Here is a 26415-nt window from a genome sequence, read left to right on the forward strand (position 1 = left end):
CTTCCTTTCCGCTCGCTGATGCGTCTGCTGTCCACCGGTGCGGCGACTCGGGGTTCGGTGCCCGGCCGCCGGTGGGCTCAGAAGCTGCCCATGTCGTCGATGAAGTCGAGGAGTTGGTCGACCGAGGCCTCTTCCAGGCCGAGTCCGTCGTCGGCAGCTCCCGGCACCGGTCCGTCCGGACTCTCGTCCGCCGCGCGCCACTTGGCGACGAGGGAGTGCAGCCGCATCGTGACCCGTGCGCGCAGCACCGGATCGGCGGAGTCGGCGCCCAGCAGGGCGAGTTCGAGCCGGTCGAGGTCGGTGAGGATCGGCGGGGTGACCTCCACCGGGGTGGCGAACAGCTTCGCGTCGAGGAGTTCGGCGATCGCCCGGGGCGTCGGATGGTCGAAGGCGAGGGTGGCGGGGAGCTTGACGCCGCTGAGCGCGGTCAGCCGGTTGCGCAGGTCCACCGCCGTGAGGGAGTCGAGCCCCAACTCCTTGAAGGCACGCCCGTCGTCGACCGCGTCCGCGGAACCATGTCCCAGGACGAGCGCGACCGTCGCACGGACCGTGTCGAGCAGCGCGGCCGTGCGCTCGGCCGGTCCGAGCGTGCCGAGTCGCTCGCGCAGACCGGACTGCTCGGCCGCCCCCGCGGTACGGCGGGCCGCCCGGACCAGACCCCGCAGCAGCGGAGGCAGCGTGCCGTCGGCCGCCTGCGCGCGCAGCGTGGGGAAGTCGAAGCGTGCGGCCACGAGATGGGCGTCGGTCCCGGCCAACGCCGTGTCCAGCAGGGCCATTCCCTGCTCGGCCGACAGACTCCGGGTGCCGGAGCGTGCCATACGGCGGGCCAGATCCTGTTCGCTGAGCCCGGCCCCCATCTCGGAGCGGTCCTGCCACAGCCCCCAGGACACGGACAGCGCCGACAGCCCCATGCCCCGGCGATGCGCGGCCAGCGCGTCCAGGAACGCGTTGGCCGCACCGTAGTTGCCCTGTCCCGCGCCGCCGAAGGTGCCGGCCATGGACGAGTACAGGACGAACGCGGCCAGGTCGAGATCCCGGGTGAGCCGGTGCAACTCCCAGGCGGCGTCCGCCTTCGGCCCCATCACCGTGGCGAAGTGCCCGGTCGTGAGCGAGCCGATCGCGCCGTCGGCGAGGACACCCGCGAGGTGGAACACCCCTGTGAGCGGGTGCTGTCGGGGAATGTCCGCGAGGAGCTGGGCGAGGGCGGCCGGGTCCGCTACGTCGCACGCGGCGACGGTGACGGTCGCGCCGGCCTCGGTGAGCTCGGCCTGCAGTGTCGCCGCCCTCGGCGCGTCGGCGCCCCGGCGGCCGGTCAACAGGAGGTGTCGTACGCCGTGTTGGGCGACGAGGTGGTGGGCGAGGATGGCGCCGAGGGTGCCCGTGCCGCCGGTGATCAGTACTGTGCCCTCGGGGCCGAGGGGACGTGCCGGACGGTCCGCGGCCGGAGTGCGGGCCAGTCGTGGGGTGCGCAACACTCCTTCGTGTACGGCGAGTTGGGACTCGGTGGAGCCGAGTGCCGCGCCGATGAGGACCGTCGGGACCTCGGCGGTGTCGCTGTCGAGCAGCAGGAAACGGTCGGGCTGCTCCTGCTGGGCCGAGCGGACCAGCCCCCACAGCGGGGCGTGCGCGAGATCGGTGAGGGGGGCGTCGGCGGACGTCGCCACGGCGTCCCGGGTGAGGAACACCAGACGGGAATCCGTCCAGCGGTCGTCGGCCAGCCAGGACTGGCACAACTCCAGCGCGTCCACGAGGACGTGCCGGTCACCGGGCGCCCCACCGGCACCGGCCACCACGACCGCCTCCGGCACCGCCGCACCCGCGTCCACCGCGTCGGCGAGGGCCGCGAGATCGGCGTACCGGCGACGGGCGTCGATCTCGGCGGGCCACACCGCCTCGCACCGTTCGCCGAGCACCACCCAGCGGGCCTGACCCGAGGTCTCGGCCGAGGGCAGGGGCGTCCAGTCGACCCGGAACAGGGAGTTCTCGGTCCCGGTGCGCGCGGCGGACAGGTCGGCGGGCGACAGCGGGCGTACGGCGACGGACTCGGCCGTGAGCACCGGCTGCCCGGCGCCGTCGTAGAGGTGGAACGCGAACGCCCCGTCCCCGAGCTGCCGCACCCGTACACGGAGCGCGGTGGCGCCCTGGGCGTGCAGGGTCACGCCGCTCCAGGAGAAGGCGAGTTGGCCGCTCTCCGCCAGCCTGTCGAGGACCACCACGTGCAGGGCGGCGTCCAGGAGCGCCGGGTGCACTCCGTACGACGCGGCGTTCTTTCCTTCGGACTCCGGGAGTCGGACCTCCGCGAAGAGTTCGTCACCGCGCCGCCAGGCCGCGTTCAGGCCGCGGAACGTGGGTCCGTACGCGATGCCCGCGGAGGCGATCCGCTCGTACGCGTCGTCGGACGGCAGGGTCTCGGCGTCGCGCGGAGGCCAGTCGGCGAGGGGCTCCGGGTCGGCGCCGACGGGGGCCAGGACGCCTTCCGCGTGCTGCACCCAGGCGCCGTCCTCGCCCTCGCTCTCCGGGCGGGCGTGGATGCGCACCGCCCGCCGGCCCGTGCCGTCCGGCGCTTCGGCCGTGACCTGTACGACGACCCCGCCGGTGGCGGGCACCAGAAGCGGCGCCTGCAACGTGAGGTCCTCCACCGTCGCGCAGCCCACCGCGTCGCCCGCGCGCACCGCCAGTTCCACGAACGCCGCGCCCGGCAGGATCGCCACCCCGGCCACCGCGTGATCGCCCAGCCAGCCCAGCGACCGGTGCGACAGGCGGCCCGTCAACAGGGAGCCGCCGTCGGCGAGTTCGACGCGCATGTCGGTGACCGGATGCCCGGTGCCGAGGACCCCGGCGCCCACCGGCCCGGTGACCGGCTCAAGCCAGTAGCGCTCGCGCTGGAAGGCGTACGTCGGCAGTTCCACGCGGCGTGCTCCGACCCCGTCGAAGACGGCGGCGGTCCAGTCGACGGCGATGCCGTGCACCCAGGCCTCGGCCAGGGCGCGCGCCGTGCGTTCGGGGCCGCCGTCGTCGCGGCGCAGGGTGCCCAGGGCGGCGACCTTCGTGTCCTGGCTGTCGGCGATGTCCGCGACGCCGCTCAGCAGCAGCGGGTGCGGGCTCATCTCCAGGAAGACACGGTGTCCCCGGTCCAGGAGGTGCCGTACCGCCGCCTCGAACTGCACGGGTTCACGGGCGTTGCGGTACCAGTAGTCGGCGGACATCCGCCCGGTGTCGAGGAGTTCGCCGGTGACCGTCGAGCACAGCGGGACAGTGCCGGTGGTGGGCTCCAACTCCTCAAGCGCGGACAGCAGTTGCTCACGCAGGCGCTCCATCTGCGGTGCGTGCCCCGGGGCCACGGCCCCGCGCACCCGGCGCACCTGCGCGCCGTCCGCCTCGGCCACCGCGAGGAACTCCTCCAGCGCCGTGACATCACCGGTGACGACGACCGACTCCGGCCCGTTGATCACGCCGACGCTCAACTCCCTTGACCAGGGCCCGAGTCGCTCGGCCACCCAGGCCTGCGACTTGGACACGCCGGCCATCGCGCCGAGGCCCACGACGTCCACGATCAGCCGGCTGCGCAGGGCCACGACCCGGGCCGCGTCCTCCAGGGACAGCGCGCCCGCGATGTAGGCGGCGGCGATCTCGCCCTGCGAGTGGCCCACCACGGCGGAGGGCCGCACACCGGCGGCCTGCCAGGTGCGGGCCAGCGCCACCATCACCGAGAACAGCACCGGCTGGACGACGTCGAGTTGCTCCAGGGAGGGAGCCCCGGGGGTGCCCGCCATCGCGTCCGTCACCGACCAGCCGACCAGGTCCGTGAAGACCCGCTCGCAGTCGGCGAACGTGTCCCGGAACACCTCCGACCTGCGCAGCAACTCCGAGGCCATGCCGATCCATTGAGAACCCTGGCCGGGGAACACGAACACGGCATGGTCCCCGGTCGGGGCCCCGGTGATCACCCCCGTGGTCTCCTCGCACGCGGCCAGGGCGTCCAGCCCGGCGAGCGCGTCGTCATGGCCCTCGGCGAGGACCACGGCACGGTGAGCGAGGACCGCGCGGTGGTTCGCGAGGGACCAGGCGAGATCGGTCAACTCCGTTGCGGGCGTGGCCGGTTCCCGCAGATGTGCCGCCAGCCGTGCCGCCTGGCCCCGCAGCGCCTCCGGCGTGTGCGCCGACAGCAGCAGGGGCGTCACCGGCAGCGGGAGCCGCGGATCGGTGAACTCCGGCTCCGGCGGGGCCTGTTCGAGGATGACGTGGGCGTTGGTGCCGCTCGCGCCGAACGCCGACACACCCGCCCGGCGCGGCCGGTCCGTCTCCGGCCACGCCTCGCTCGCGGTCAGCAGCTTCACCGCCCCGAGCGACCAGTCGATCCGCGTCGACGGCCGGTCCACGTGCAGCGTCCGGGGCAACACCCCGTGCCGCAACGCCATCACGGTCTTGATGACACCCGCGACACCCGCCGCGCCCTGCGCGTGACCGATGTTCGACTTGATGGAACCCAGCCACAGCGGCCGGTCCTCGGGCCGGTCCCTGCCGTACGTCGCCATCACCGCGTGCGCCTCGATGGGATCGCCGAGCCGCGTACCGGTGCCGTGCGCCTCGACCGCGTCCACATCGGCCGGGGCGAGGCCCGCGTTGTCCAACGCCGCCCGGATCACGCGCTGTTGGGCGGTGCCGTTCGGCGCGGTCAGGCCGTTCGAGGCGCCGTCCTGGTTGACGGCCGTACCCCGGACGACCGCGAGGACACGGTGCCCGGCGCGCTCGGCGTCGGACAGCCGCTCCACCAGCAGCATGCCCACACCCTCGGACCACATCGTGCCGTCGGCCGCGTCCGCGAACGACTTGCTGCGCGCGTCCGGCGCCATCAGCCCCTGCCCGGAGAAGCCCACGAACGCACCCGGCGTCGACATCACCGTCGCCGCCCCCGCGAGCGCGAGGTCGCACTCACCGGACCGCAGCGCGTGCACCGCCTGGTGCAGCGCGACCAACGCCGACGAGCATGCCGTGTCCACGGTGACCGCGGGACCCTCGAACCCGAAGGTGTACGAGATCCGCCCGGTGGCGATCGAACCGCCGATGCCGGTCGCGAAGTACGGCACCAGATCGTCGGGCATCCGCTCGGGACCCAGCAGATAGTCGTGCCCCACCAGCCCCGCGAACACCCCGGTGCGGCTGCCGCGCAGCGTGCCCGGGTCGAGCCCGGCCTGTTCCATCGCCTCCCAGCCGGTCTCCAGCAGCAGCCGGTGCTGCGGGTCCATCGCCAGTGCCTCACGCGGCGAGATGCCGAAGAACGCGGGGTCGAACTCACCTGCGTCGTAAAGGAATCCGCTCTCCCTGGCCTCCGTCGAGGTACCCGGAGCGCCGTCGGGAGTGAACAACTCCTCGAGGTTCCAGCCCCGGTTGTCCGGGAAGCCCCCGAGGACGTCGCGCTCCTCGGCGACGAGCCGCCACAGGTCCTCGGGGCCGGTGACCCCGCCCGGGAACCGGCAGCCCATGCCGATGATCGCGATCGGCTCGTCCGGCCGGTGCCGCGCCGGCCCGGCGTCGGGCCGCCGCACCTCGCCCCGCCGCTCCTGGTCGAGATGGGCGGCGAGTGCCTGCGGGTTGGGGTGGTCGAAGACGGCCGACGCCGGTACCGACAGGCCGGTCGCCGCGCGCAGTTCGGCGCACAGCTCCACCGCGCCGACCGAGGTCACTCCCAGTTCGGAGAAGGGCCGGGTCGCCGCCACGGCGTCCTTCGAGTCGTGCCCGAGCACGGCCGCTGCCGCCGCCCGGACCAGCTCCAGCATCTCCAACTCGCCCTGCGCGAGGTCGGGTTCGGGGAGCGCCGGTTCCTCGGTCGGATCGGCGGAGCCGTCGAAGGTGCGGCCCGCCGTGATCCAGTACCTGCGGTGGTCGAACGCGTACGTCGGCAGCTCCGCGCGCCCGGCCCCCGTACCGTCGAAGACCCGGTCCCAGTCGACGTCCGCACCGGCGGCGTACGCCTGGCCGACACCCGACAGGACGGACCGCGCCTCGGGGCGGTCCTTGCGCAACGTCGACGCGAGCACCGCCGTAGACCGGTCGAGCAGGCAGTCCGCCGCCATCGAGGTCAGCACCCCGTCGGGACCCAACTCCAGGTAGACGTGGGCCCCTTCGGCCTCGGCCGTGCGGATCGCGTCCAGGAACCGGACCGGCTCCCGCAGATGCCGCACCCAGTACTCCGGGTCCGTCATCTCACCGGGGCCGACGAGCGAACCGGTGAGCGCGGAGACCAGCGGGATGCGCGGCTCGTGGAACGTCACCCCGGCGGCGATCCGCCGGAACTCCGCCATCGCCGGCTCCATCAGGACCGAGTGGAAGGCGTGGCTGACCTGGAGTTCCCTGGTCTTGTGCCCCCGGTCCGCGAGCGTCCGCGCCACCGCGGCCGTAGCCTCCGCCGTACCGGACAGCACGACCGACGCGGGCCCGTTGACGGCGGCCACGCCGACCTGATCACTCACCTCGGCGAGCAGCGGGACGACGTCCTCCTCGGCGGCCCGCACGGAGATCATCACTCCACCGGCCGGGAGCGCCTGCATGACCCGGCCGCGCGCGGCGACCAGCGCGCAGGCGTCGGCGAGCGACAGGACCCCGGCGACGTGCGCGGCGGTCAACTCCCCGATGGAGTGCCCGATCAGCCGGTCCGGGACCAGCCCCCATGACTCCACGAGCCGGAAGAGCGCCGTCTCCACGGCGAACAACGCGGGCTGCGTGTAGGCGGTCTGGTCGAGCAGCGCCGACTCGGCGGTACCCGGCGCGGCGAACACGACGTCTTTGAGGGGCCGTTCGAGCAGCGGGTCCAACTCCACGCACACCGCGTCGAACGCGGCGCCGAACACCGGGAACGCGTCGTGCAACTCCTGTGCCATTGCGGCCCGTTGGGCACCCTGCCCGGTGAACAGGAAGATGGGGGAGGGGCGTTCGAGAACCTCGCCCCGCACCACACCGCTGCCCGGAGCACCGGTGGCGACGGCGTTCAGCCCGGCGAGCAGCTCCTCACGGTCGGCCGCGACGACCACCGCGCGGTGCGGCATCCGGGCCCGCGTGGCGGCCGTTGACCAGGCCAGGTCGGCGAGTCGGGCGTCCGGCCGCTCGGTGACATGCGCGGCCAGCCGCGCGGCCTGACCCCGCAGCGCCGCCGCACTCCGCGCGGACAGCAGCCAGGGCAGAGAGGCGGAAGAGGAGGGCGAAGCGGCAGGGCCGACGGGTGTCGGCTCGGCCTCCTCCAGGACGATGTGGGCGTTGGTGCCGCTGATGCCGAAGGACGAGACCGCCGCCCGGCGCGGCCGGTGCGTCTCCGGCCACGGCTGTTCGCCGTGCAGGAGCCGGATGCCCGCCGTGGCCCAGTCGACGTGCGGGGTCGGCGGCTCGGCGTGCAGGGTGCGCGGCAGCACACCGTGCCGCAGGGCCAGCACCGACTTGATGACACCGGCGACTCCCGCCGCTGCCTGCGTGTGCCCGAGATTCGACTTCACGGACCCCAGCCACAGCGGCCGCTCGGCGGGCCGGTCCTTGCCGTACGTCGTCAGCAGCGCGTCGACCTCGATGGGATCCCCGAGCCGCGTCCCCGTCCCATGCGCCTCTACGGCGTCCACGTCGTCCGGCGTGAGACCCGCGTCGGCGAGGGCCTGCCGGATGACGCGCTGCTGGGCGGGGCCGCTCGGTGCGGTCAGGCCGTTGGAGGCGCCGTCCTGGTTGACGGCGGTGCCGCGGACGACGGCAAGGATGCGGTGGCCGTTGCGCCGGGCGTCGGAGAGGCGTTCCAGCAGGAGCATGCCGACGCCCTCGGACACGGCGGTCCCGTCGGCGCGGTCGGAGAACGTCTTGCAGCGGCCGTCCGCGGCCAGGCCGCGCTGCCGGGAGAACTCCACGAGCGTCCACGGGCTGGACATGACGGTCGCGCCGCCCGCGAGCGCCAGGTCGCACTCGCCGCCGCGCAGCGCCCGTACCGCCTGGTGCAGCGCCACCAGCGACGCCGAGCACGCCGTGTCCACGGTGACCGCCGGCCCCTCCAGGCCCAGCGTGAACGCGAGGCGCCCCGACAGCACGCTCTGCGTCGAACCCGTACCGAGGTAACCGCCGAGATCGGCGACCCCGTCCATCATCGGCGCGATGTAGTCCTGGCCGTTGGTGCCGACGAACACTCCGGTGTCGCTGCCGCGCAGCCCGGTCGGATCGATCGCCGCGTCCTCCAGCGTCTCCCACGCCACTTCGAGGAGCAGCCGCTGCTGCGGGTCCATGGCCAGGGCCTCGCGCGGGGAGATCCCGAAGAACCCGGCGTCGAAGTCACCCGCCGAGTCCAGGAACCCGCCCTCCCGCACATACGCCGTCCCGGACGCCGCCGGATCGGGGTCGTAGAGCGCGTCCAGGTCCCAGCCCCGGTCGGTGGGCAGCGGGCCGATCGCGTCGGTGCCGGTGGACAGCAGCCGCCACAGGTCCTCGGGTGAGGCGACGCCTCCGGGGAAGCGGCAGGCCATGCCGACGAGCGCCACCGGCTCGGACCTGCGGGCCCGCAGCTCCGCCAAGTCCCGCTTGGTCTCGTCGAGTTCGCGCGCCATCCACTTGAGGGTCTCGACGACTTTGTCCCCACCGGTCGGCCCGCTCTGGCCGCTGTTGCTCGTCACTGCAAACATCTCCTGAGGTGCTGTGGCTTCGGGACGGCGTTCCCCTGGAGCGCCTGGACTGCTCGGGTCTCCGGCCGGTCGGCCTGGTGCCTACTTGCCGAACCGTTCCTGGATGAAGTCCAGGACCTCCTCCGCCGTCGTCGCGGACTCCAGCCCGGCGGAATCCGACGCCGGTGGCGGGACGGACTCCTCCGGCCACCCGGCGAGCAGCTCCCGCAGCCGGCCCGCGACTGTCGCCGAGGTGCGACGGTCACCCCGGTCGAGACCGGCCAGCGCGGCTTCGAGACGGTCGAACTCCTCGTCCACCGAGGGCACTTCGTCGCGTGGTTCCGAGCCGGACGGTCCGGATGCCCCCGTCGTCAGCTCCCCGCCGACGTACGAGGCGAGCGCCTCCGGCGTGGGATGGTCGAAGACGACCCCGACCGGCAGCCGCAGCCCGGTGGCCGCGCCGAGCCGGTTGCGGAACTCCACCGCCGTGAGCGAGTCGATGCCCAGGTCGCGGAAGAGCCGGGTGGACGACAGGTCGTCCGGGTCCGAGTGGCCCAGGACGGCGGCGAGTTGACGGAGCACCAGATCCTTGACCAACGTGGCCCGTTCGGCTGCCGTGGCTCCGGTCACCTGTGCACGCCAGTGCGCTACGGCGTCGTCGGCGCCGCCCGCGTCGGAGGGTCCGGCCTCCGTCGCCGCCTCCAACGCCCCCCGGTAGCCGGGCTGTCCGAGGAAGAGCCGGGTCGGCCGGGCGCCGATCGACCCGGCGTCGAGGCGCTCGAAGTCGATGTCGGCGATCACGATGTGCCCGAGCCCGCCGTCAAGACGCACCGCCCGGTCCAGCGCGCGCACCGCGCGGTCCGGGGCCATGGACTCCATCGCGAACCTGTGCAGCCGGTTCGCGATGACCTCACCGCCCTCCAGGCCGCTGCCGCCCGCCCAGTGCCCCCAGCCGATGGACAGGGCGGGCAGGCCGAGCGCCCGGCGTCGCAGGGCGAGCGCGTCGAGGAACGCGTTGCCCGGCGCGTAGCCGCCCTGCCCGGCGTCGGCGGTGACCCCGGCGAACGAGGAGAACAGGACGAACAGTTCCAGCGGGAGATCCCGGGTCAGCTCGTCCAGGTTCCTCGCGGCGAGCGCCTTCACCCTGAGCGCGCGGTCGAGTTGGGGCACGGTCAGGGAGTCCAGGAGCGCGTCGTCGACCGCCGCCGCCGTGTGCACCACGGCCGTCAGCGGATACTCCGCCGGGATCTCGCCCAGCAGTCGTGCGAGGGCCTTGCGGTCGGCGAGGTCGCAGGCGGCGACGGTGACCTTCGTCCCCGACTCGCCTATCTCGGCAGCCAGTTCGGCGGCACCCGGAGCGTCCGGCCCCCGCCGTCCCACCAGGAGGAGATGGGGCGCGCCGAGGGTGGCCAGATGCCGGGCCACATGTCCGCCGAGGGCACCGGTGCCGCCGGTCACGAGCACCGTGCCGCTCGGCTTCCAGTCCCCGGCGTCACCACCGGCCTCGTCCTCGGGCGTCCTGGTGTCGGCGGGCGCCGGCACCAACCGCCTGGTCAGCGTCGCCGACGTACGCACCGCGACCTCGTCCTCGCCCGTGACCCCCGACAGAACACCGACAAGCCGCGTCAACGCCCTTGGATCGAGACCGACTTCGCGCCCGCCCGGCAGATCGACGACCCCGCCCCATCGCTCAGGATGCTCCTGCCGCACCGTCGCGCCGAGCCCCCACACCATGGCGTGCTCCGGCGCGTCCACGGCATCGCCCGACTCCGCGGCGACCGCACCCCGGGTGAGCACCCACAGCGGGGCATCGCCCGCCAGGTCCGTATCCACGAGAGCCTGCACCACACCCAAGCTCGCCGCCAGCCCGCGCGGCACGGCCTCGTGCCCGGCGTCGGCCCCGTCCAGCAGCCCGGTGAGGGACAACACCCCGACGGGCACCGGCACTTCGTCCCCGCCGCGCAGGGCGCGCAGCGCCTCGGCCACCTCACCTCGGTCCGCGCCCGCCGAGAACTCCACCTGGTCCACCTCGGCGCCGTGCGCCCGCAAAGCGGCCTCCACCGGACCGGCGACCGCCCGCGCCGCCTCCTCCTCGGGCACGAGCACCAGCCAGCGCCCGGAGAGTTCAGGACGCCCGGGCGTCGCCACCCGCTCCCAGACCACCCGGTGCCGCCAGCGGTCGAGCGCCGCGTCCTCCCGCGACCGCGTCCGCCAGTCGGCGAGCGCCGGCAGTACATCCCGGAGGGAAGCCAATTGTCCGTTCACCAGTGGGAGTTCGCTCGCCAGTGCGTCGAAGTCCCCGCTCTCGACGGCCTCCCAGAAGCGCCGCTGACCCTCGTCGCCGGAAGCGTCCGCGCTCTCCGCCGGCCGGCTCGCCGGAGTGGCGAAGTACGCCGACTGGCGCGGCGAGTCCAGCCAGTACCGCTGATGCTGGAAGGCGTAGGTGGGCAGGTCCACGAAGACCGCCGGCGTCTCCGCGTACACGGCGTCCCCCCACGGCACGTCCACACCGGCGACGTACGCCGCCGCCAGGGAGGTCGCGAAGCGTCGCGCGCCGCCCTCGTCCCGGCGCAGCGTGCCCAGCACGGACGCCGAGGTGCCCGCGTCCTCCACGGTCTCCTGCAACCCGGTGAGCAGCACGGGATGCGGGCTCACCTCGATGAAGACCCGGTGCCCGCGCGTCAGCAACTCCCGTACGGCGGCGTCGAATCGCACCGGCTCACGCATGTTGCGGTACCAGTAGTCGGCGTCCATCCCGGACCCGTCGCACGCCTCGCCGGTGACCGTCGAGACGATCGGGATCTCACCGGCTCCGGGGGAGACCGGCGCGAGTTCCGCACGGACCCGCTCCTCCACCAGCTCCACCTGTGCCGAGTGGCCGGCGGCGATCGCGCCCTTCACCCGCCGGGCCCGTACGCCCGCCTCCTCGGCGTCCGCCAGGAACTCGTCCACCGCGGCGGCCTCGCCCGAAACCACCACGGACGTCGGCCCGTTGACCGCGGCGACGCTGAGCCGGTCGCCCCAGCGCCTCAACCGGTCGGCGACCCACTCCTGCGGCTGCGCGACCGACGCCATCGCGCCGAGCCCGGACAGCTCCTCCTGCATGGTGCGGCTGCGCAGGCAGATGATCCGTGCCGCGTCCGACAGGGACAGCGCACCCGCGACACAGGCCGCGGCCACCTCGCCCTGCGAGTGCCCCACCACCGCAGCCGGTGTGATCCCGGCCGCCTGCCAGGTGCGGGCCAGCGCCACCATCACCGCGAACAGCAACGGCTGCACCACGTCGAGCCGTTGCATCGACGGCGCACCCGGCCGCTCGTGCAACACGTCGAGCACGGACCAGTCGACGTACTCGCCGAGCGCCGCGTCGCAGTCGGCGAGCGCCTCACGGAACGCCGTCGAGGAGTCGAGGAGTTCGAGCGCCATGCCGGGCCACTGCGACCCCTGCCCCGGAAACACCAGCACGGGATCGGCGCCCGGCGCACCGGCTCCCGCCGTCAGATCCGGATGCGCCCCGCCCTCGGCCAAGGCACCGAGCGCGGCCAGCGCGCCTTCCCGGTCCTCGGCGACGACAGCCGCCCGATGCTCCAGCTCCGTCACCCGGCTCGCGGCCAACGCCCGCCCGACAAGAGAGAGTTCGAGGTCCGGGGAGTCGCCGAGCAACTCCCGCAGCCGCCCCGCCTGACCCCGCAGCCCCGCACCGCTGTGCGCGGACAACGGCAACACGACCGGCCCGGACGCCTCCAACTCCCCGCAATCCACCACCGGTTCCGCCTGCTCCAGGATGACGTGCGCGTTCGTACCACTGATCCCGAAGGCGGAGACGGCCGCACGCCTGGCCCGGTCCACATTCGGCCACTCACGCGCCCGGTCCAGCAACGCGACACCCCCCGCGGCCCAATTCACATGAGAGGAAGGGGAATCGAGATGCAGCGTGCGCGGAAGCAGCCCGTGCTCCAGCGCCTGCACCATCTTGATCACACCCGCGATACCGGCCGCGGCCTGGGTGTGCCCGATGTTCGACTTGATGGACCCGAGCCACAACGGCCGCTCGGCAGGCCGATCTTGACCGTACGTCGCGAGCAGCGCCTCGGCCTCGATCGGATCCCCGAGCGGCGTCCCGGTCCCATGCCCCTCCACGACGTCGACCTCGTCCGGCGCCAGGCCCGCGTCGGCGAGGGCCTGGCGGATCACACGTTGCTGGGACTGCCCGTTGGGCGCGCTGAGCCCGTTCGAGGCACCGTCCTGGTTGATCGCGGAGCCGCGGATCACGGCCAGCACCCGGTGCCCGTTGCGCCGCGCGTCCGACAGCCGCTCCACCACGAGGGTGCCGATGCCCTCGGAGAACGCCGAACCGTCCGCGTCGTCCGAGTACGACCGGCACCGCCCCGTCCGCCCGAGCACCTGCTGCCGGCTGAACTCGACGAAACCGCCCGGCGTCGACATCACCGTCGCCCCGCCCGCCAGGGCGAGATCGCACTCGCCCGAACGCAGCGCCCGCACCGCGAGATGCAGCGCCACCAGCCCCGCCGAGCACGCCGTGTCCAGCGTCAGCGTGGGCCCCTCCAGCCCGTACACATAGGCGACCCGCCCGGACAGGACACTCGCCGTGTGCCCGAGCAGCAGGTGGTTGGCCACGCCCTCCGGCGCATCGGTCACCCCACCCGCGTAGTCCTGCTCACCCGCGCCGACGAACACGCCCGTACTGCTCCCGCGCAGCGAGGTCGGCGGGATGCCGGCCCGCTCGAACGCCTCCCACGACGTCTCCAGCAGCAGCCGCTGATGCGGATCCATGGCCAGCGCCTCGCGCGGTGAGATCCCGAACAGGCCCGCGTCGAACCCCGCGATGTCGTCGAGGAAACCGCCCTCGCGGGAGTACGACGTCCCGGTCGCGGCCGGGTCCGGGTCGTAGAGAGCGCCCAGGTCCCAGCCCCGGTCCTCGGGGAAGTCGGACACGGCGTCCCGCTCCTCGGCGACCAGCCGCCACAGGTCCTCCGGGGCGGTCGTGCCGCCGGGGTAGCGGCAGGCCATCCCGATGATCGCCACCGGCTCGTCCGCCGCGGGCCGCACCGCCGCCACCGGCCCGGCATCGGACGCCTCACCGACGAGACGGTCGCGGACGTACCGCGCCAGATCCCGGGGCGTGGGACGGTCGAAGACCACCGTGGTGGGCAGCGCCAGTCCGGTCGCCGTGGTGAGCCGGTTGCGCACCTCCACCGCCGTCATCGAGTCCAGGCCCAGCGTCTTGAACGTCTGCCCGACGTCCAGCGCCTCGGCCGACTCATGCCCGAGCGCCGCCGCGACCACATCCCGCACCAGTCCGAGCACCGCCCGCTCCTGCTCGGCACGCGGCAACCCGCCGACCCGCCGTGCGTACGCCCCGCCGGCCTCGTCCGCCACCGGTGTGCCCTCGACCGGCCGCGCCGCCTGCGGCAGCAGACCGAACAACGGGCCGGGCCGCACGGCCGCGAACCCCGCCAACAGCCGTTCCCAGTCCGCGTCCACGACGATCCGGCACGTCTCGTCCCGGTCCAGCACGTCCTGAAGCGCGGCGAGCGCGTCCTCCGGCGCCAACGGGACCAGCCCACTGCGCCGCAGCGCGGCACTCAACTCGCTGTCGGCCGCCATGCCTTCGCCCGCCCACGGCCCCCAGGCGATCGACGTCGCGACCAGCCCGTCCGCGCGCCGACGCCGGGCCAGCGCGTCGAGGACGGCGTTCGCGGCGGCGTAGGCGCCCTGCCCGACGCTGCCCCACACCCCGGCGATCGACGAGAACAACACGAACGCGTCGAGGTCGAGCCCCAACTCCTGCGTCAGCACGTCCAGATGACGTGCCCCATCGGCCTTGGCGGACAGCACCGCCGCCCAGTCGGCCACCGACAACCCCACGACCTCGCCCGCCTCGAACACGCCGGCCGCATGGAACACCGCACGCGGACGGTGACGCAGCAGCACCTCGCCCACCGCACTCCGGTCGGCCGTGTCACACGCCTCGACGGACACCCGCGCACCGCGCTCACGCAGCTCCGCCGCCAACTCGGCCGCTCCCGGTGCGTCTTCACCCCGACGGCTCGTCAGTACGACGTGATCGGCGCCCCCGTCCACGAGCCACCCGGCGACCCGCGCCCCGAGCGCACCGGTACCGCCGGTGACGAGCACGGTGCCGGTGGGCCGCCACGGCTGTTCGGGGGCCCGGTCGGCGGACAACGGCATCACACGGCGCCCGAGCACCCGGCCGTCGCGGATCGCAACCTGATCCTCCCGGTCGGCGCCCGGCCGGTGGCCGTTCGAGGCCAGCACGGCGCACAGCGCGTCCAGGTCCTGGTCGTCATGGACACCGGGAAGATCCACCAACCCGCCCCACCGCTCGGGCAGTTCGAGTGAGATCACCTGCCCGAGGCCCCAAACCGCCGCCTGCCGTGGATCGAGGACAGGATCCACCGCACCCTGGGTCACGAACCAGAGCACCGCATCGGCCTGCGCCACCTCGACCGCGAACGACCCCGGATCCTCCGCGAGCGCCACTGGCGCCACAATCCCCGCGAACTCGGCGTGTTGTGACGCGAGTTCACCTACGACGACGTCAGCTCCCGACCGTTCCAGCGCGGCGGCCAGCGCCGACACCCGCGCGTCGGTCCGATCCGCATCCGAAGGCACGGCCACGAGCCAGCGTCCGCCGAGCCGGGCCGGGGGCTCGGCGACCGTCACGGGCACCCAGCCCACTTGACGGTCGGACCGCTCCCGGCGCACCGACCGACCCTGGGCCCGCAGCCAGTCCGTGAGTGCCGGGAGGACCGTACGCACCTGCTCCTCGTCGAGATCCAACTGCCGTGCCAGGTCTCCGGGTTCGGCGCGAGTGACGCTCTCCCACAGGTCGGGGCCCGCCGTTCGCTCGGGTGCCTGGAGCCAGAAGCGGCTGTGCTGGAAGGGGTAGGTGGGCAGGTCGACCATGCGGGCGCCGGTTCCCGCGAAGGCGGGCGTCCAGTCGACGGACAGGCCCGAGAGGTGGAGTGCCGCCACGGCCTCGGTGAACGTCGCCGCTTCCGGCCGGTCACGGCGCAGCGCGGAGACGATCACCGGCTGCGCGTCGTCCGGGAGGCTGTCGCGCACCGCGGCGGTGAGGGTGCCGGCGGGGCCGAGTTCGAGGTAGGCGGTCACTGCCTCGGCGTGCAGGGTGGTGATGCCGTCGGCGAACCGTACGGCCTCGCGCACATGGCGCACCCAGTACGCCGGGGAGCACAACTCCGCCGGATCGGCCACCGCGCCGGTCACGTTGGACACCACGGGCAGCGTCGGCGGGTGGAAGCGGACGCCGGCCAGGACCTCGGCGAAGGCGTCGAGCATCGTGTCCATGTGCGCGGAGTGGAAGGCGTGGCTGACCCGAAGCCGTTGCACCCGCCGCCCGTCCGCCTCGTACCGCAGCGTCACTTCCTCCACGGCGTCCCGGTCGCCCGAAATCACCACGGACGAGGGGCCGTTGACCGCCGCGACACCGAGCCGCTCGCCGTACGGGGCGAGCACGGGCCGGAGTTCGTCGGGTGTGACCGCGAGGGCGGCCATGGCGCCGTCCGCCTCCACGGCCTGCATCAGCGTGCCGCGTGCGGCCACGAGGGCGCAGGCGTCGGGCAGCGTCCACACTCCGGCGACGTGCGCGGCCGCGAACTCGCCGATGGAGTGGCCGATCAGCAGGCCGGGCGTCACGCCCCAGTGCTCCACGAGCCGGTACAGGGCGACCTCGACCGCGAAGAGCGCGGCCTGCGCGTAACCGGTGCGGTTCAGCAGCTCGGCCGCCTCGCCGAACACGACGTCCTGGAGGGGGAGTTGGAGGTGGGGTGCGAAGTGGTCGCAGATCTCGTCGAAGGCCGCGGCGAACACGGGCTGCGTGGCGTGCAGTTCGCGGCCCATGCCGAGCCGCTGGCTGCCCTGCCCACTGAAGACCACGGCCAGCCGTCCACCCGATTCCGCCCGCCCGGTCAGTACCCCGGCAGCCGACCGTCCCTCGGCCAACGCCCGCAGCCGGGAGACCGACTCCGCGCGCCCCTCGGCGACCACGGCCGCCCGCCTGGGCAGTTGGGACCGGCCGCCGGCCAATGACCAGCCGACATCCACCAACCGCACGTCGGAATCGGTCGAGTTGTCCAAGGTGTCCGCGATCCGGGCCGCCTGGGCGCGCAGCGCGTCCTCGTCGGCGGCCGACAACAGCAGCGGCACGACTGCCGGTTCCGGCCCGCGCTCGATCGGATCGTCCCCGCTCGGGGCCTCCTCCAGGATGATGTGCGCGTTCGTCCCGCTGATCCCGAAGGACGACACGGCGGCCCGCCGCACTCGCTCCAGGGACGGCCACTCGCGCGCCCGGTCCAGCAGCTCCACCCCGCCGGAAGCCCAGTCCACATGGGACGACGGCGTCGCGGAGTGCAGGCTGCGCGGCAGCACACCCGCACGCATCGCCATGACCATCTTGATGAGGCCCGCGGCACCGGCGGCGGCCTGCGTGTGCCCGATGTTCGACTTGACGGAACCGAGCCACAACGGCCGTTCCTCAGGCCGCTGTTGACCGTACGTGGCCAGCAGGGCCTGCGCCTCGATGGGATCACCCAGCGCGGTCCCGGTCCCGTGCCCCTCCACGACGTCCACCTCGTCCGGCGTGAGACCCGCGTCGGCGAGCGCCTGGCGGATCACGCGCTGCTGGGCCTGACCACTGGGCGCGGTGAGCCCGTTGGAGGCGCCGTCCTGGTTGACGGCGGTACCGCGAACCACGGCGAGGACCTGGTGCCCGTTGCGCCGCGCGTCGGACAGGCGCTCCACCAGCAGCATGCCCACGCCCTCGGACCAGCCGGTGCCGTCCGCGCCCTCGGCGAAGGACTTGCAGCGGCCGTCGGCCGCCAGCCCGCCCTGCCGGGAGAACTCCACGAACGTGTCCGGCGCCACCATCACCGTCACCCCGCCGGCGAGGGCGAGATCGGACTCGCCCCGGCGCAGCGACTGTGCGGCGAGATGCAGGGCCACCAGCGAGGAGGAGCACGCCGTGTCGACCGTCAGCGCGGGCCCTTCCAGCCCCAGCGCGTAGGCGATCCGCCCGGAGGCCACACTGCCCGCGCCACCCGTCAGCAGATACCCCTCGACGCCCTCCGGGACCTGCGCGAGGCCCGTGCCGTAGTCGTGGTACATCAGCCCGGCGAACACCCCGGTCCGTGAACCGTGCACGGCCTCGGCCGGAATCCCGGCGTTCTCCAGTGCCTCCCAGGACACCTCCAGCAGGAGCCGCTGCTGCGGGTCCATGGCGAGCGCCTCGCGCGGCGAGATCCCGAACAGCGTCGGATCGAAGCCGGCCGCGTCCGCCAGGAAGCCGCCGCTGCGGGTGGCGCTGGTGCCGCCCGCACCGGTGTCGGGGGCGAACAACGCGCCCAGATCCCAGCCCCGGTCGGTCGGGAACCCGCCGATCGCCTCGCGCTCGTCCAGCACCAACTGCCAGAGATCCACCGGCCCTTCGACCCCGCCGGGATAACGGCACGCCATGCCGATCACGGCAATGGGCTCGTCGTCCGCAGCCGGCTCCACCACGACCGGCTCCGGCGCGGACAGCGCCCCGGTCAGCCGCTCGTGCAGCAGCCGGGCCAGCGCCTGCGGGGTGGGATGGTCGAAGACGACGGTGGACGGCAGCGTGAGCCCGGTGACCGAGGCAAGCCGGTTGCGCACCTCCACCGCCATCAGGGAGTCCACGCCCAACTCCCGGAACTCCGCCGCCACATCGAGCCCCGCACCCTGCGCGTGCCCGAGCACCAGCGCGGTCTCGTCCCGGACCACACCCACCAGCAACCGCTCCCGCTCGTCCCGGGACAACCCGGCGAGCCGCTCCTCGAACGCCGACAGCGAACCACCGTCCGGCGCCACGGCCCGGGCGGCGGACCTACGTCCGACACGCGGCGCGAGCAGCGACAACAGCGGCGGCACCGGCCGCCCGCCACGCGCCAGGGCGCCGACGTCGACGCGGGCCGGCACCAGCGCCGAGACCTCCGCCGGCGCGGCCAGCGCGGCGTCCAGCAACGCCAGCCCCTCCGCCGCCGACAACGGCAGCAACCCGTTGCGTCGCATCCGTGCGAGATCCTGACCGCCCAACTCCCCGGTCATCCCGGTCGGTTGGTCCCACAGCCCCCACGCGAGCGACAGCGCGGGCAACCCGAGACCGGTGCGGACGGCGGCCAGCGCGTCGAGATAGGCGTTCGCCGCCGCGTAGTTGGCCTGCCCCGGGTTGCCGAGCACCCCGGCGACCGAGGAGAACATCACGAACGCCGACAGATCGAGCCCAGCGGTCAACTCATGCAGATACAGCGCGGCTTCGGCCTTCGGGCGCAACACCGCGTCCACGGCCCATTCGGTCAACCCCTCGACCGTGCCGTCCTCCAGCACCCCGGCCGCGTGCACGACGGCGCCCAGCGGATGCCCCGAGCCCTGGACATCGGCGATGACCCCGGCCAACGCCTCACGATCACCCACATCACAGGCCCGTACGCCGACGACGGCACCCTCGGCGGCCAACCCCTCGACAAGGTCGGCCACTTCGGCCGATCCCGGCCCCGACCGGCTGAGCAGGAGCAACTGGCGCACGCCGTGCGAGACGACGAGATGCCGGGCCACGAGGGCACCCAGGGCCCCGGTGCCACCGGTGATCAACACCGTGCGATCCGGGTCGAAGCCGGAGAACGCCCCGTCGTCCGGGCGGTACCTGTCGAGCCGCGGCGCGGACAACAGGCCGTCGCGCACCGCGAGTTGCGGTTCACCGGAGTTCAGTACGAGCGCGGGCGACAATCGCGCCACCCCTGACTCCGCGCCGTCCGGCGCATCGACGAGGACGAACCTCCCGGGATGCTCACTCTGCGCCGAACGCACCAACCCCCACACCGCCGCGTCCGCCGGAGCGGTCACCTGATCCTCCGGCCGCGCCGAGACGGCCCCGGACGTGCGCACCGCGAGCACGCAGTTCTGCAGCGCGGGCTCGGTCACGAAGCGCCGTACGACATCGAGGGCGCGCAGCGTCACGTCCCTCGGCTGATAGGGGGATGTCGACGACGCGTCGAAGAGGACGGCGGACGGTGCGTCGGCGGGCACGGCTGCGAGGGCGTCGTCGATTTCGTCGGCTTGTGAGATGGCGGCGGCCCAGTGGGTCGGGAGGGCGGTGTCCGGTGCGTCGCTCGTGGGCGTCAACTGCTCCCAGCGGACGGCGAGAAGGGCATCGCGGTGTGCGTCGAGCGAGGCCGCGCGCAGCTGCTCGGGGGCGATGGGCAGGAGCGCGAGGGAGTCTACGGAGACGACCGGCGCGCCGGTGGCGTCCGTCGCCCTCAGGGTCACGGCGTCCGCGCCTGTACGACGCAGCCGGACCCGCAGGGTGCTCGCGCCGGCCGCGTGGACGCGCACGCCGGACCAGGCGAAGGGCAGCCGTATGCCGGGTGTCGCGGGGAGCAGCCCTGTCGCGGCGACGGCGTGCAGGGCGGCATCGAGCAGCGCCGGGTGAAGAACGAACTCCTGGGCACCCTCGATGAGTTCCCCGGGAAGGGCGACTTCGGCGAAGACCTCGTCGCCGTCCCGCCACAGGGCTCGTACTCCTTGGAAGGCGGGCCCGTAGTCGTAGCCGTGGGCGGCCAGGTCGTCGTAGAGCCCGTCTATGGGGGTCTGTTGAGTGTCCGTGGGCGGCCATTCGGCCAACTCGGTCTCGCTTGACGCCGGTTGTCCGTCGCCAGCGGTGAGTAAGCCGTCGGCGTGCAAGGTCCATGAGGTGTCGGGCGTGGGGCGTGAGTGGACGGTGATCCTGCGGCGGCCCGTGTCGTCCGGTTCCTCCACCGTCACCTGGACGGTCACGGGTCCGGAGAGTGCGAGGGGTGCCCGCAGTGTGAGGTCCTCGACCGTGCCGCAGCCGACCTCGTCACCGGCACGTACCGCCATCTCGACGAAGGCCGTACCCGGCAGCAGGACCGCGCCCGCGACGGCGTGATCCGTCACCCACCCGGGCGTCGTGGGTTCCAGGCCGCCGGTGAGGACGACACCGCCGTCCGCGAGCCCGACGGACGTGGTCAGCAAGGGGTGTTCACGGACCTCGACGCCCGGCCGCGCCCCGGCGGCCGACTTGGCACGGTCCAGCCAGTAGCGGTGGTGCTGGAAGGGATAGGTGGGGAGCGGGATGTGGCCCTGGGGAGCGGGGAGTTGGGTGGTCCAGGTGGGGGTGGTGCCGGTGATGTGGGCCTGGGCCAGGGCGGTGGCGAACTGCGGGGGAGTGTTGCGGCGGAGCGTGTGCAGGGCGTTGACGGAGGTGTCGGTGGCTTCCGCTGTTTCCTCGATGGCCGGGATGAGGACGGGGTGCGGGCTTGTCTCGATGGTGGTGTGGTGGCCGCCGCTGAGGAGGTGGGTCAGGGCCTGGTGGAAGCGGACGGGTCGGCGGAGGTTGAAGTACCAGTAGTCCGCGTCGAGTTCGGGGCCCTGGACCGGTTCACCGGTGACGGTGGAGACCATCGGAATGACGGCGGGCCGCGGGGTGATCCCGGTGAGTGCGGTGGTGATGTGGTCGCGCTGGGCGTCGACCTGGGGGGAGTGGGAGGCGTAGTCGACGTTGACCCGGCGTACGCGAATGCCTGACGGGGTCCACTCGGCGGTCAGTTCGTCCAGCGCCTCGGGTGTGCCGCTGATGACCGTGGTGGTGGGGGAGTTGTGGGCGGCGACCGTGATCCGGTCGCCCGTGTGTTCCTCGACCCAGTCGGCGCTCCTGCTGACGGTGGCCATGCCGCCGTGGCCGGATAGCCGGCGCATGGCGGTGGAGCGGACCGTGACGATGCGGGCGGCGTCGTCGAGGCTCAGAATGCCGGCGATGTACGCGGCGGCGACCTCACCCTGCGAGTGGCCGATGACGGCGGCCGGTTGGACACCAGCAGATATCCAGAGGCGGGCGAGACTGGTCATCACCGCGAAGAGGGCGGGCTGGACCATGTCGACGCGGCCCATCCAGGCATCGTCGTCACCCGTGAGGACGTCGACGAGGGACCAGCCGGTGAGCGGGTCGAGGGCGGCGGCGCAGGCGTCCAGCGCTGCGCGGAAGGCGGGGCTGCTGTCGTAGAGGCCGTTGGCCATGCCCGCCCACTGGGAGCCCTGCCCGGGGAAGACGAAGACCGGACCGCGTCCACTGGTCGTCACCGGCCCCGAACTGGTCATCAGGTGGGGGAGGTTGGTGCCCTCGGCCAAGGCACGGAGGCCGTCGATCGCGCCGTCCCGGTCGTCCGCGACGACGACCGCCCGGTGCGGGAGGGACGCCCGGGTGGTCACCAAGGCGTGCGCGACATCCGGGAGTTGCAGCTCGGGCTCGGTCTCCAGCCATTCGGCCAACCGAGCCCCGGTAACCGCCAGGGCTTCCGCGCTCCCGGCCGACACGACCAGCGGGACCGTGCCGAAGGGCCGCGCCAACTCCTCCTGTGCGACGGGCTGTTGGGCCTGTTCCAGGATGACGTGGGCGTTCGTGCCGCTGATGCCGAACGCGGAGACCGCGGCACGGCGGACACGGTCCGTCTCCGGCCAGTCTCGTGTCTCGCCGAGGAGTTGGACCGTTCCGGAGGACCAGTCCACGTGGGAGGTCGCCTCGGTGAGGTGCAGCGTGCGGGGCAGCACGCCGTGCCGCAGGGCGAGGACGGTCTTCATGACTCCGGCGATGCCGGCGGCGGCCTGGGTGTGACCGATGTTGGACTTGATCGAGCCGAGCCACAACGGGTTTTCTGCCGGGCGGTGTTGGCCGTAGGTGGTCAGGAGTGCCTGGGCCTCGATGGGGTCGCCGAGGCGGGTTCCCGTGCCGTGCGCCTCGACGGCGTCGATGTCCGTCCCGGTGAGTCCCGCGTTCTCCAACGCCTGCTGGATCAGGCGGGCTTGGCTGCGGCCGTTGGGTGCGGTGAGGCCGTTGGAGGCGCCGTCCTGGTTGATGGCTGAGCCACGGATCACGGCCAGGACGGGGTGTCCGTGGCGGCGCGCGTCGGAGAGGCGCTCGACCAGCAGCGTCCCCACACCCTCGGACCAACCGGTGCCGTCCGCCGACTCGTCGAACGCCTTGCAGCGGCCGTCCGGTGACAGACCACCCTGCCGCGAGAACTCCAGGAACATGCCGGGCGTCGACATCACCGTCGCGCCGCCCGCCACGGCCAGGTCGCACTCACCGCTGCGCAGTGACTGCATCGCCAGGTGCAGGGCGACCAGGGAGGACGAGCAGGCGGTGTCGATCGTCAGCGCCGGGCCCTCCAGGCCGAAGACGTACGCCAACCGCCCGGACGCCACGCTCGCCGCGTGCCCGGTCAGCAGGAACCCCTCGCTGCCCTGGGCCTGTTGGGGCGCCGTGTAGGTCGCGTAGTCCTGCTCGTTGGTCCCGACGAAGACACCCGTGCGGCTGCCGCGCAGCGAGCCGGGGTCGATGCCCGCCCGCTCGAAGGCCTCCCACGACGTCTCCAGCAGCAGGCGCTGATGCGGGTCCATCGCGAGCGCCTCGCGGGGCGCGATACCGAACAGCGACGCGTCGAAACCGGCCACGTCGTCCAGGAACCCGCCTCGGCGCACATAGGAGGTACCGGGATTCGTCGGATCGGGGTCGTACAACTCCTCGATGTTCCAGCCGCGGTCGTCGGGGAAGTCCGCGATGGCGTCCCGCTCCTCGACCAGCAGACGCCACAGGTCGTCCGGCGTCCGGACACCGCCGGGGAAGCGGCACGCCATGCCGACGATCACGATCGGATCGTCGTCCTCGCTCTTCGCGACGCCGGTGGCCGGGGCTGTCTCCTCCGGGACACCGGCCAACTCGTCCCGCAGGAAGGCGGCCAACTCGGCCGGACTCGGATGGTCGTAGGTCGAGTTGACCGGAACCCGGTGGCCGAGCAGCGCCGAGAGCCGCTTGCAGAGCTCGACGCCGGCGAACGAGTCGAAGCCGAGTTCCTTGAAGGGCAGGTGCTCCGGGACATCGGCGGCGGAGACGTGGCCCAGGACTCGGGCGCATTCGTTCAGTACGACATCCAGGAGGGCCGACAGGTCCGGGGCCGGGGCAGCCGTCGTGTCGTAGTCGTCCTCGGCAATAGCCGCTGTGGGGTCCGTCTGCGCGGTCAACTGCGGCCAGTAGCTCTGGCGTTGGAAGGCGTAGGTGGGGAGGGGGATCGTGCTTCCCGCCGTCGTCCAGGTGAGGGCGGTCCCCGTGGTGTACGCGTGGGCCAGGACCGTGGCGAAGTGTGTGGGGGTGTTGCGGCGAAGCGTGTGCAGGGCGTTGATGGGTGCGCCCGTTGCCTCCGCCGTCTCCTCGACCGCGGGGGTGAGAACCGGGTGCGGGCTCGCTTCGACGGTGGTGTCGTGGCCCGTGGCGGTGAGGTGGGTGAGGGCCTGGTGGAAGCGGACCGGCCGGCGGAGGTTGGCGAACCAGTAGTCCGCGTCCAGTTCGGGGCCTTGGACCGGTTCACCGGTGACGGTGGAGACCATCGGGATGGCAGCCGACTGGGGGCGGATGTCGGCGAGCGTGGCGGTGATGTGGTCGTGGTGGGCGTCGACTTGGGGTGAGTGGGAGGCGTAGTCGACGTTGACGCGTCGCACGCGCACGCCCAACGGCTCGCATTCAGCGGTGAGTTGGTCCAGGGCCTCGGGTGTGCCGCTGATGACCGTGGTGGTGGGGGAGTTGTGGGCGGCGATGGTGATGTGGTGGCCCGCGTGTTCTGTCACCCAGTCGGCGCTCGCGCTCACGGTCGCCATGCCGCCGTGGCCGGAGAGATCGCGCATGGCGGTCGAGCGGACGGTGACGATGCGGGCGGCGTCGGCCAGGGAGAGGATGCCGGCGATGTGTGCGGCGGCGATCTCGCCCTGGGAGTGGCCGATGACGGCGGCGGGTTGGACGCCGTAGGACATCCAGAGGCGGGCGAGGCTGGTCATCATCGCGAAGAGGGCGGGTTGGACCATGTCCACCCGCTCCAGCCAGGCCTCGTCTTCTCCGGTGAGTGTGTCGATGAGGGACCAGCCGGTGAGAGGGTCGAGGGCGGTGGCGCAGGCGTCCAGGGCTTCACGGAAGGCCGGGCTGCTCGCGTACAGATCGTGGGCCATGTGCGCCCACTGGGAGCCCTGCCCGGGGAACACGAACACCGGTCCGCGTCGCGCCGGTGCGACCGGTCCGGCGCTCGTGACGACATGGGGCGCGGGATGCCCTTCGGCCAGCGAGCGCAGTCCCGTCAGCGCGCTGTCCCGGTCCTCGGCGACCACCACCGCCCGGAATGGCAGTACCGCCCGGGTGGTGGCCAACGTGTGGGCGACATCGCCGAGTTGGAGGTCCGGGTCTGCTTCCATGTGGTCGGCGAGGAGTGTGCCGTACGCGGCCAGTGCTTCCGCGCTGCCCGCCGAGACGGCCAAGGGGACCACTCCGCTGGGCTGCGCCGTCGTACCGCCGATTGTCGTTCGTGGTCCCTCGCCCAGGACGAGGTGGGCGTTGGTTCCGCCGACTCCGAACGAGGAGACGCCGGCCAGCAACGGGCGGTCGTGCTGCGGCCATTGGCCGGTCTCGGTCTGGACCCGCAGGTTCAGGCGGTCGAGCGGGATGGCGGGGTTGGGGGTCTCGAAGTTGAGGCTGGCGGGGAGTTGGCGGTGGTGGAGGGAGAGGGCGGCCTTGATGAGGCCCACCACTCCGGCCGCGCCCTCCAGGTGGCCCACGTTCGTCTTCGCCGAACCGACCGCAAGGGGAACCGGCCTCTCGGACCCTGTACCGAAGGCGGCGCCCAGTGCCTGCGCTTCGATCGGATCGCCGACTGGCGTGCCCGTGCCGTGCAGTTCGACGTACTGGACCTCGTCGGGGTGGACGCCCGCCGTACTGAGCGCGGCGTCGATCACCTCGCGCTGGGCGTCCGCGTTCGGGACCGCCAGGGCCTCGCCCGCGCCGTCGTGGTTGACGGCGGAACCGTGGATGACGCAGTAGACGCGGTCGCCGTCGGCCAGGGCGCGGGCGAGGGGCTTGAGGACGACGAGTGCGCCGCCCTCGCCGCGGACGAAGCCGTTGGCGCGGGCGTCGAAGGTGAAGCAGCGGGCGTCGGGGGAGAGGCCGCCGAAACGCTCGACGGCGAGGGTGCTCTCGGGCGCGAGGTTGAGGTGGACGCCGCCCGCGAGAACGAGGTCCGACTCGCCCCTGCGCAGGCTGTCGACGGCCAGATGGACTGCGACCAGGGAAGAGGACTGGCCGCAGTCCACCGTCATGCTCGGCCCCCGCAGCCCCAGCGAGTAGGAGAGCCGGTTGGCGATGACGCCTCGCTGGATGCCGGTGAACATGTGCCGGGTGATGCCTTGTGGGCCGTTCCGGCGCAGCAGGGTCGCGTAGTCGTCGGAGATCGCACCGACATAGACGCCTGCGGGGGTGCCTCCGACCGAGTCGGGGGCGATACCGGCGTCCTCCAGCGCTTCCCAGCCCAGTTCGAGGGCGAGTCGCTGCTGGGGGTCCATGGCCAGTGCCTCGCGGGGGGAGACACCGAAGAAGGCGGCGTCGAAGCCGTCGACACGGTCCAGGTAACCGCCGGGGCGTTCCGTGTCGTGCGGCGCCGGGCGCCGGTCCGCGGCAGGGGCGCCGATCGCGTCCCGGCCCTCCCGCAGCAGCTGCCAGAAGGCGGACGGGTCCGGTGCGCCCGGCAGCCGGCAGGCCATGCCGACCACCGCGACCGGCTCGTCGCCGTCCCTGCCCGTCGTCGGGTCCGTCACCGTCACCTCTGCCATCGCGGACATCCCTCCCCTTCGCGGATTGCGTACGCCGGCCACCGCACCGCCCTTCCGT

At 73.1% G+C, this 26415-nt stretch carries 2 protein-coding genes; both read right to left on the minus strand.

Features of this window, described 5'->3' with window-relative positions; all coding sequences use genetic code 11:
- Positions 1 to 77 precede the first annotated feature (77 nt).
- Entirely contained in the window at positions 78 to 8633 is an 8556-nt protein-coding gene (locus OHT77_RS43225) for a type I polyketide synthase (RefSeq protein ID WP_328833846.1), read from the minus strand.
- 90 nt (positions 8634 to 8723) lie between these two features.
- The gene (locus tag OHT77_RS43230) at positions 8724 to 26357 is read right to left on the minus strand and encodes a type I polyketide synthase (protein WP_328833847.1); all 17634 of its coding nucleotides are present in this window, start codon (positions 26355 to 26357) and stop codon (positions 8724 to 8726) included.
- Positions 26358 to 26415 lie beyond the last annotated feature (58 nt).

The organism is Streptomyces sp. NBC_00252, from assembly GCF_036187565.1.
Classification (GTDB): Bacteria; Actinomycetota; Actinomycetes; order Streptomycetales; family Streptomycetaceae; genus Streptomyces.

What these genes read in the sequence shown, in the direction of transcription:
- OHT77_RS43230 (WP_328833847.1), bottom strand. Translation starts at nt 26,357, where the DNA reads ATGGCAGAGGTGACGGTGACGGACCCGACGACGGGCAGGGACGGCGAC.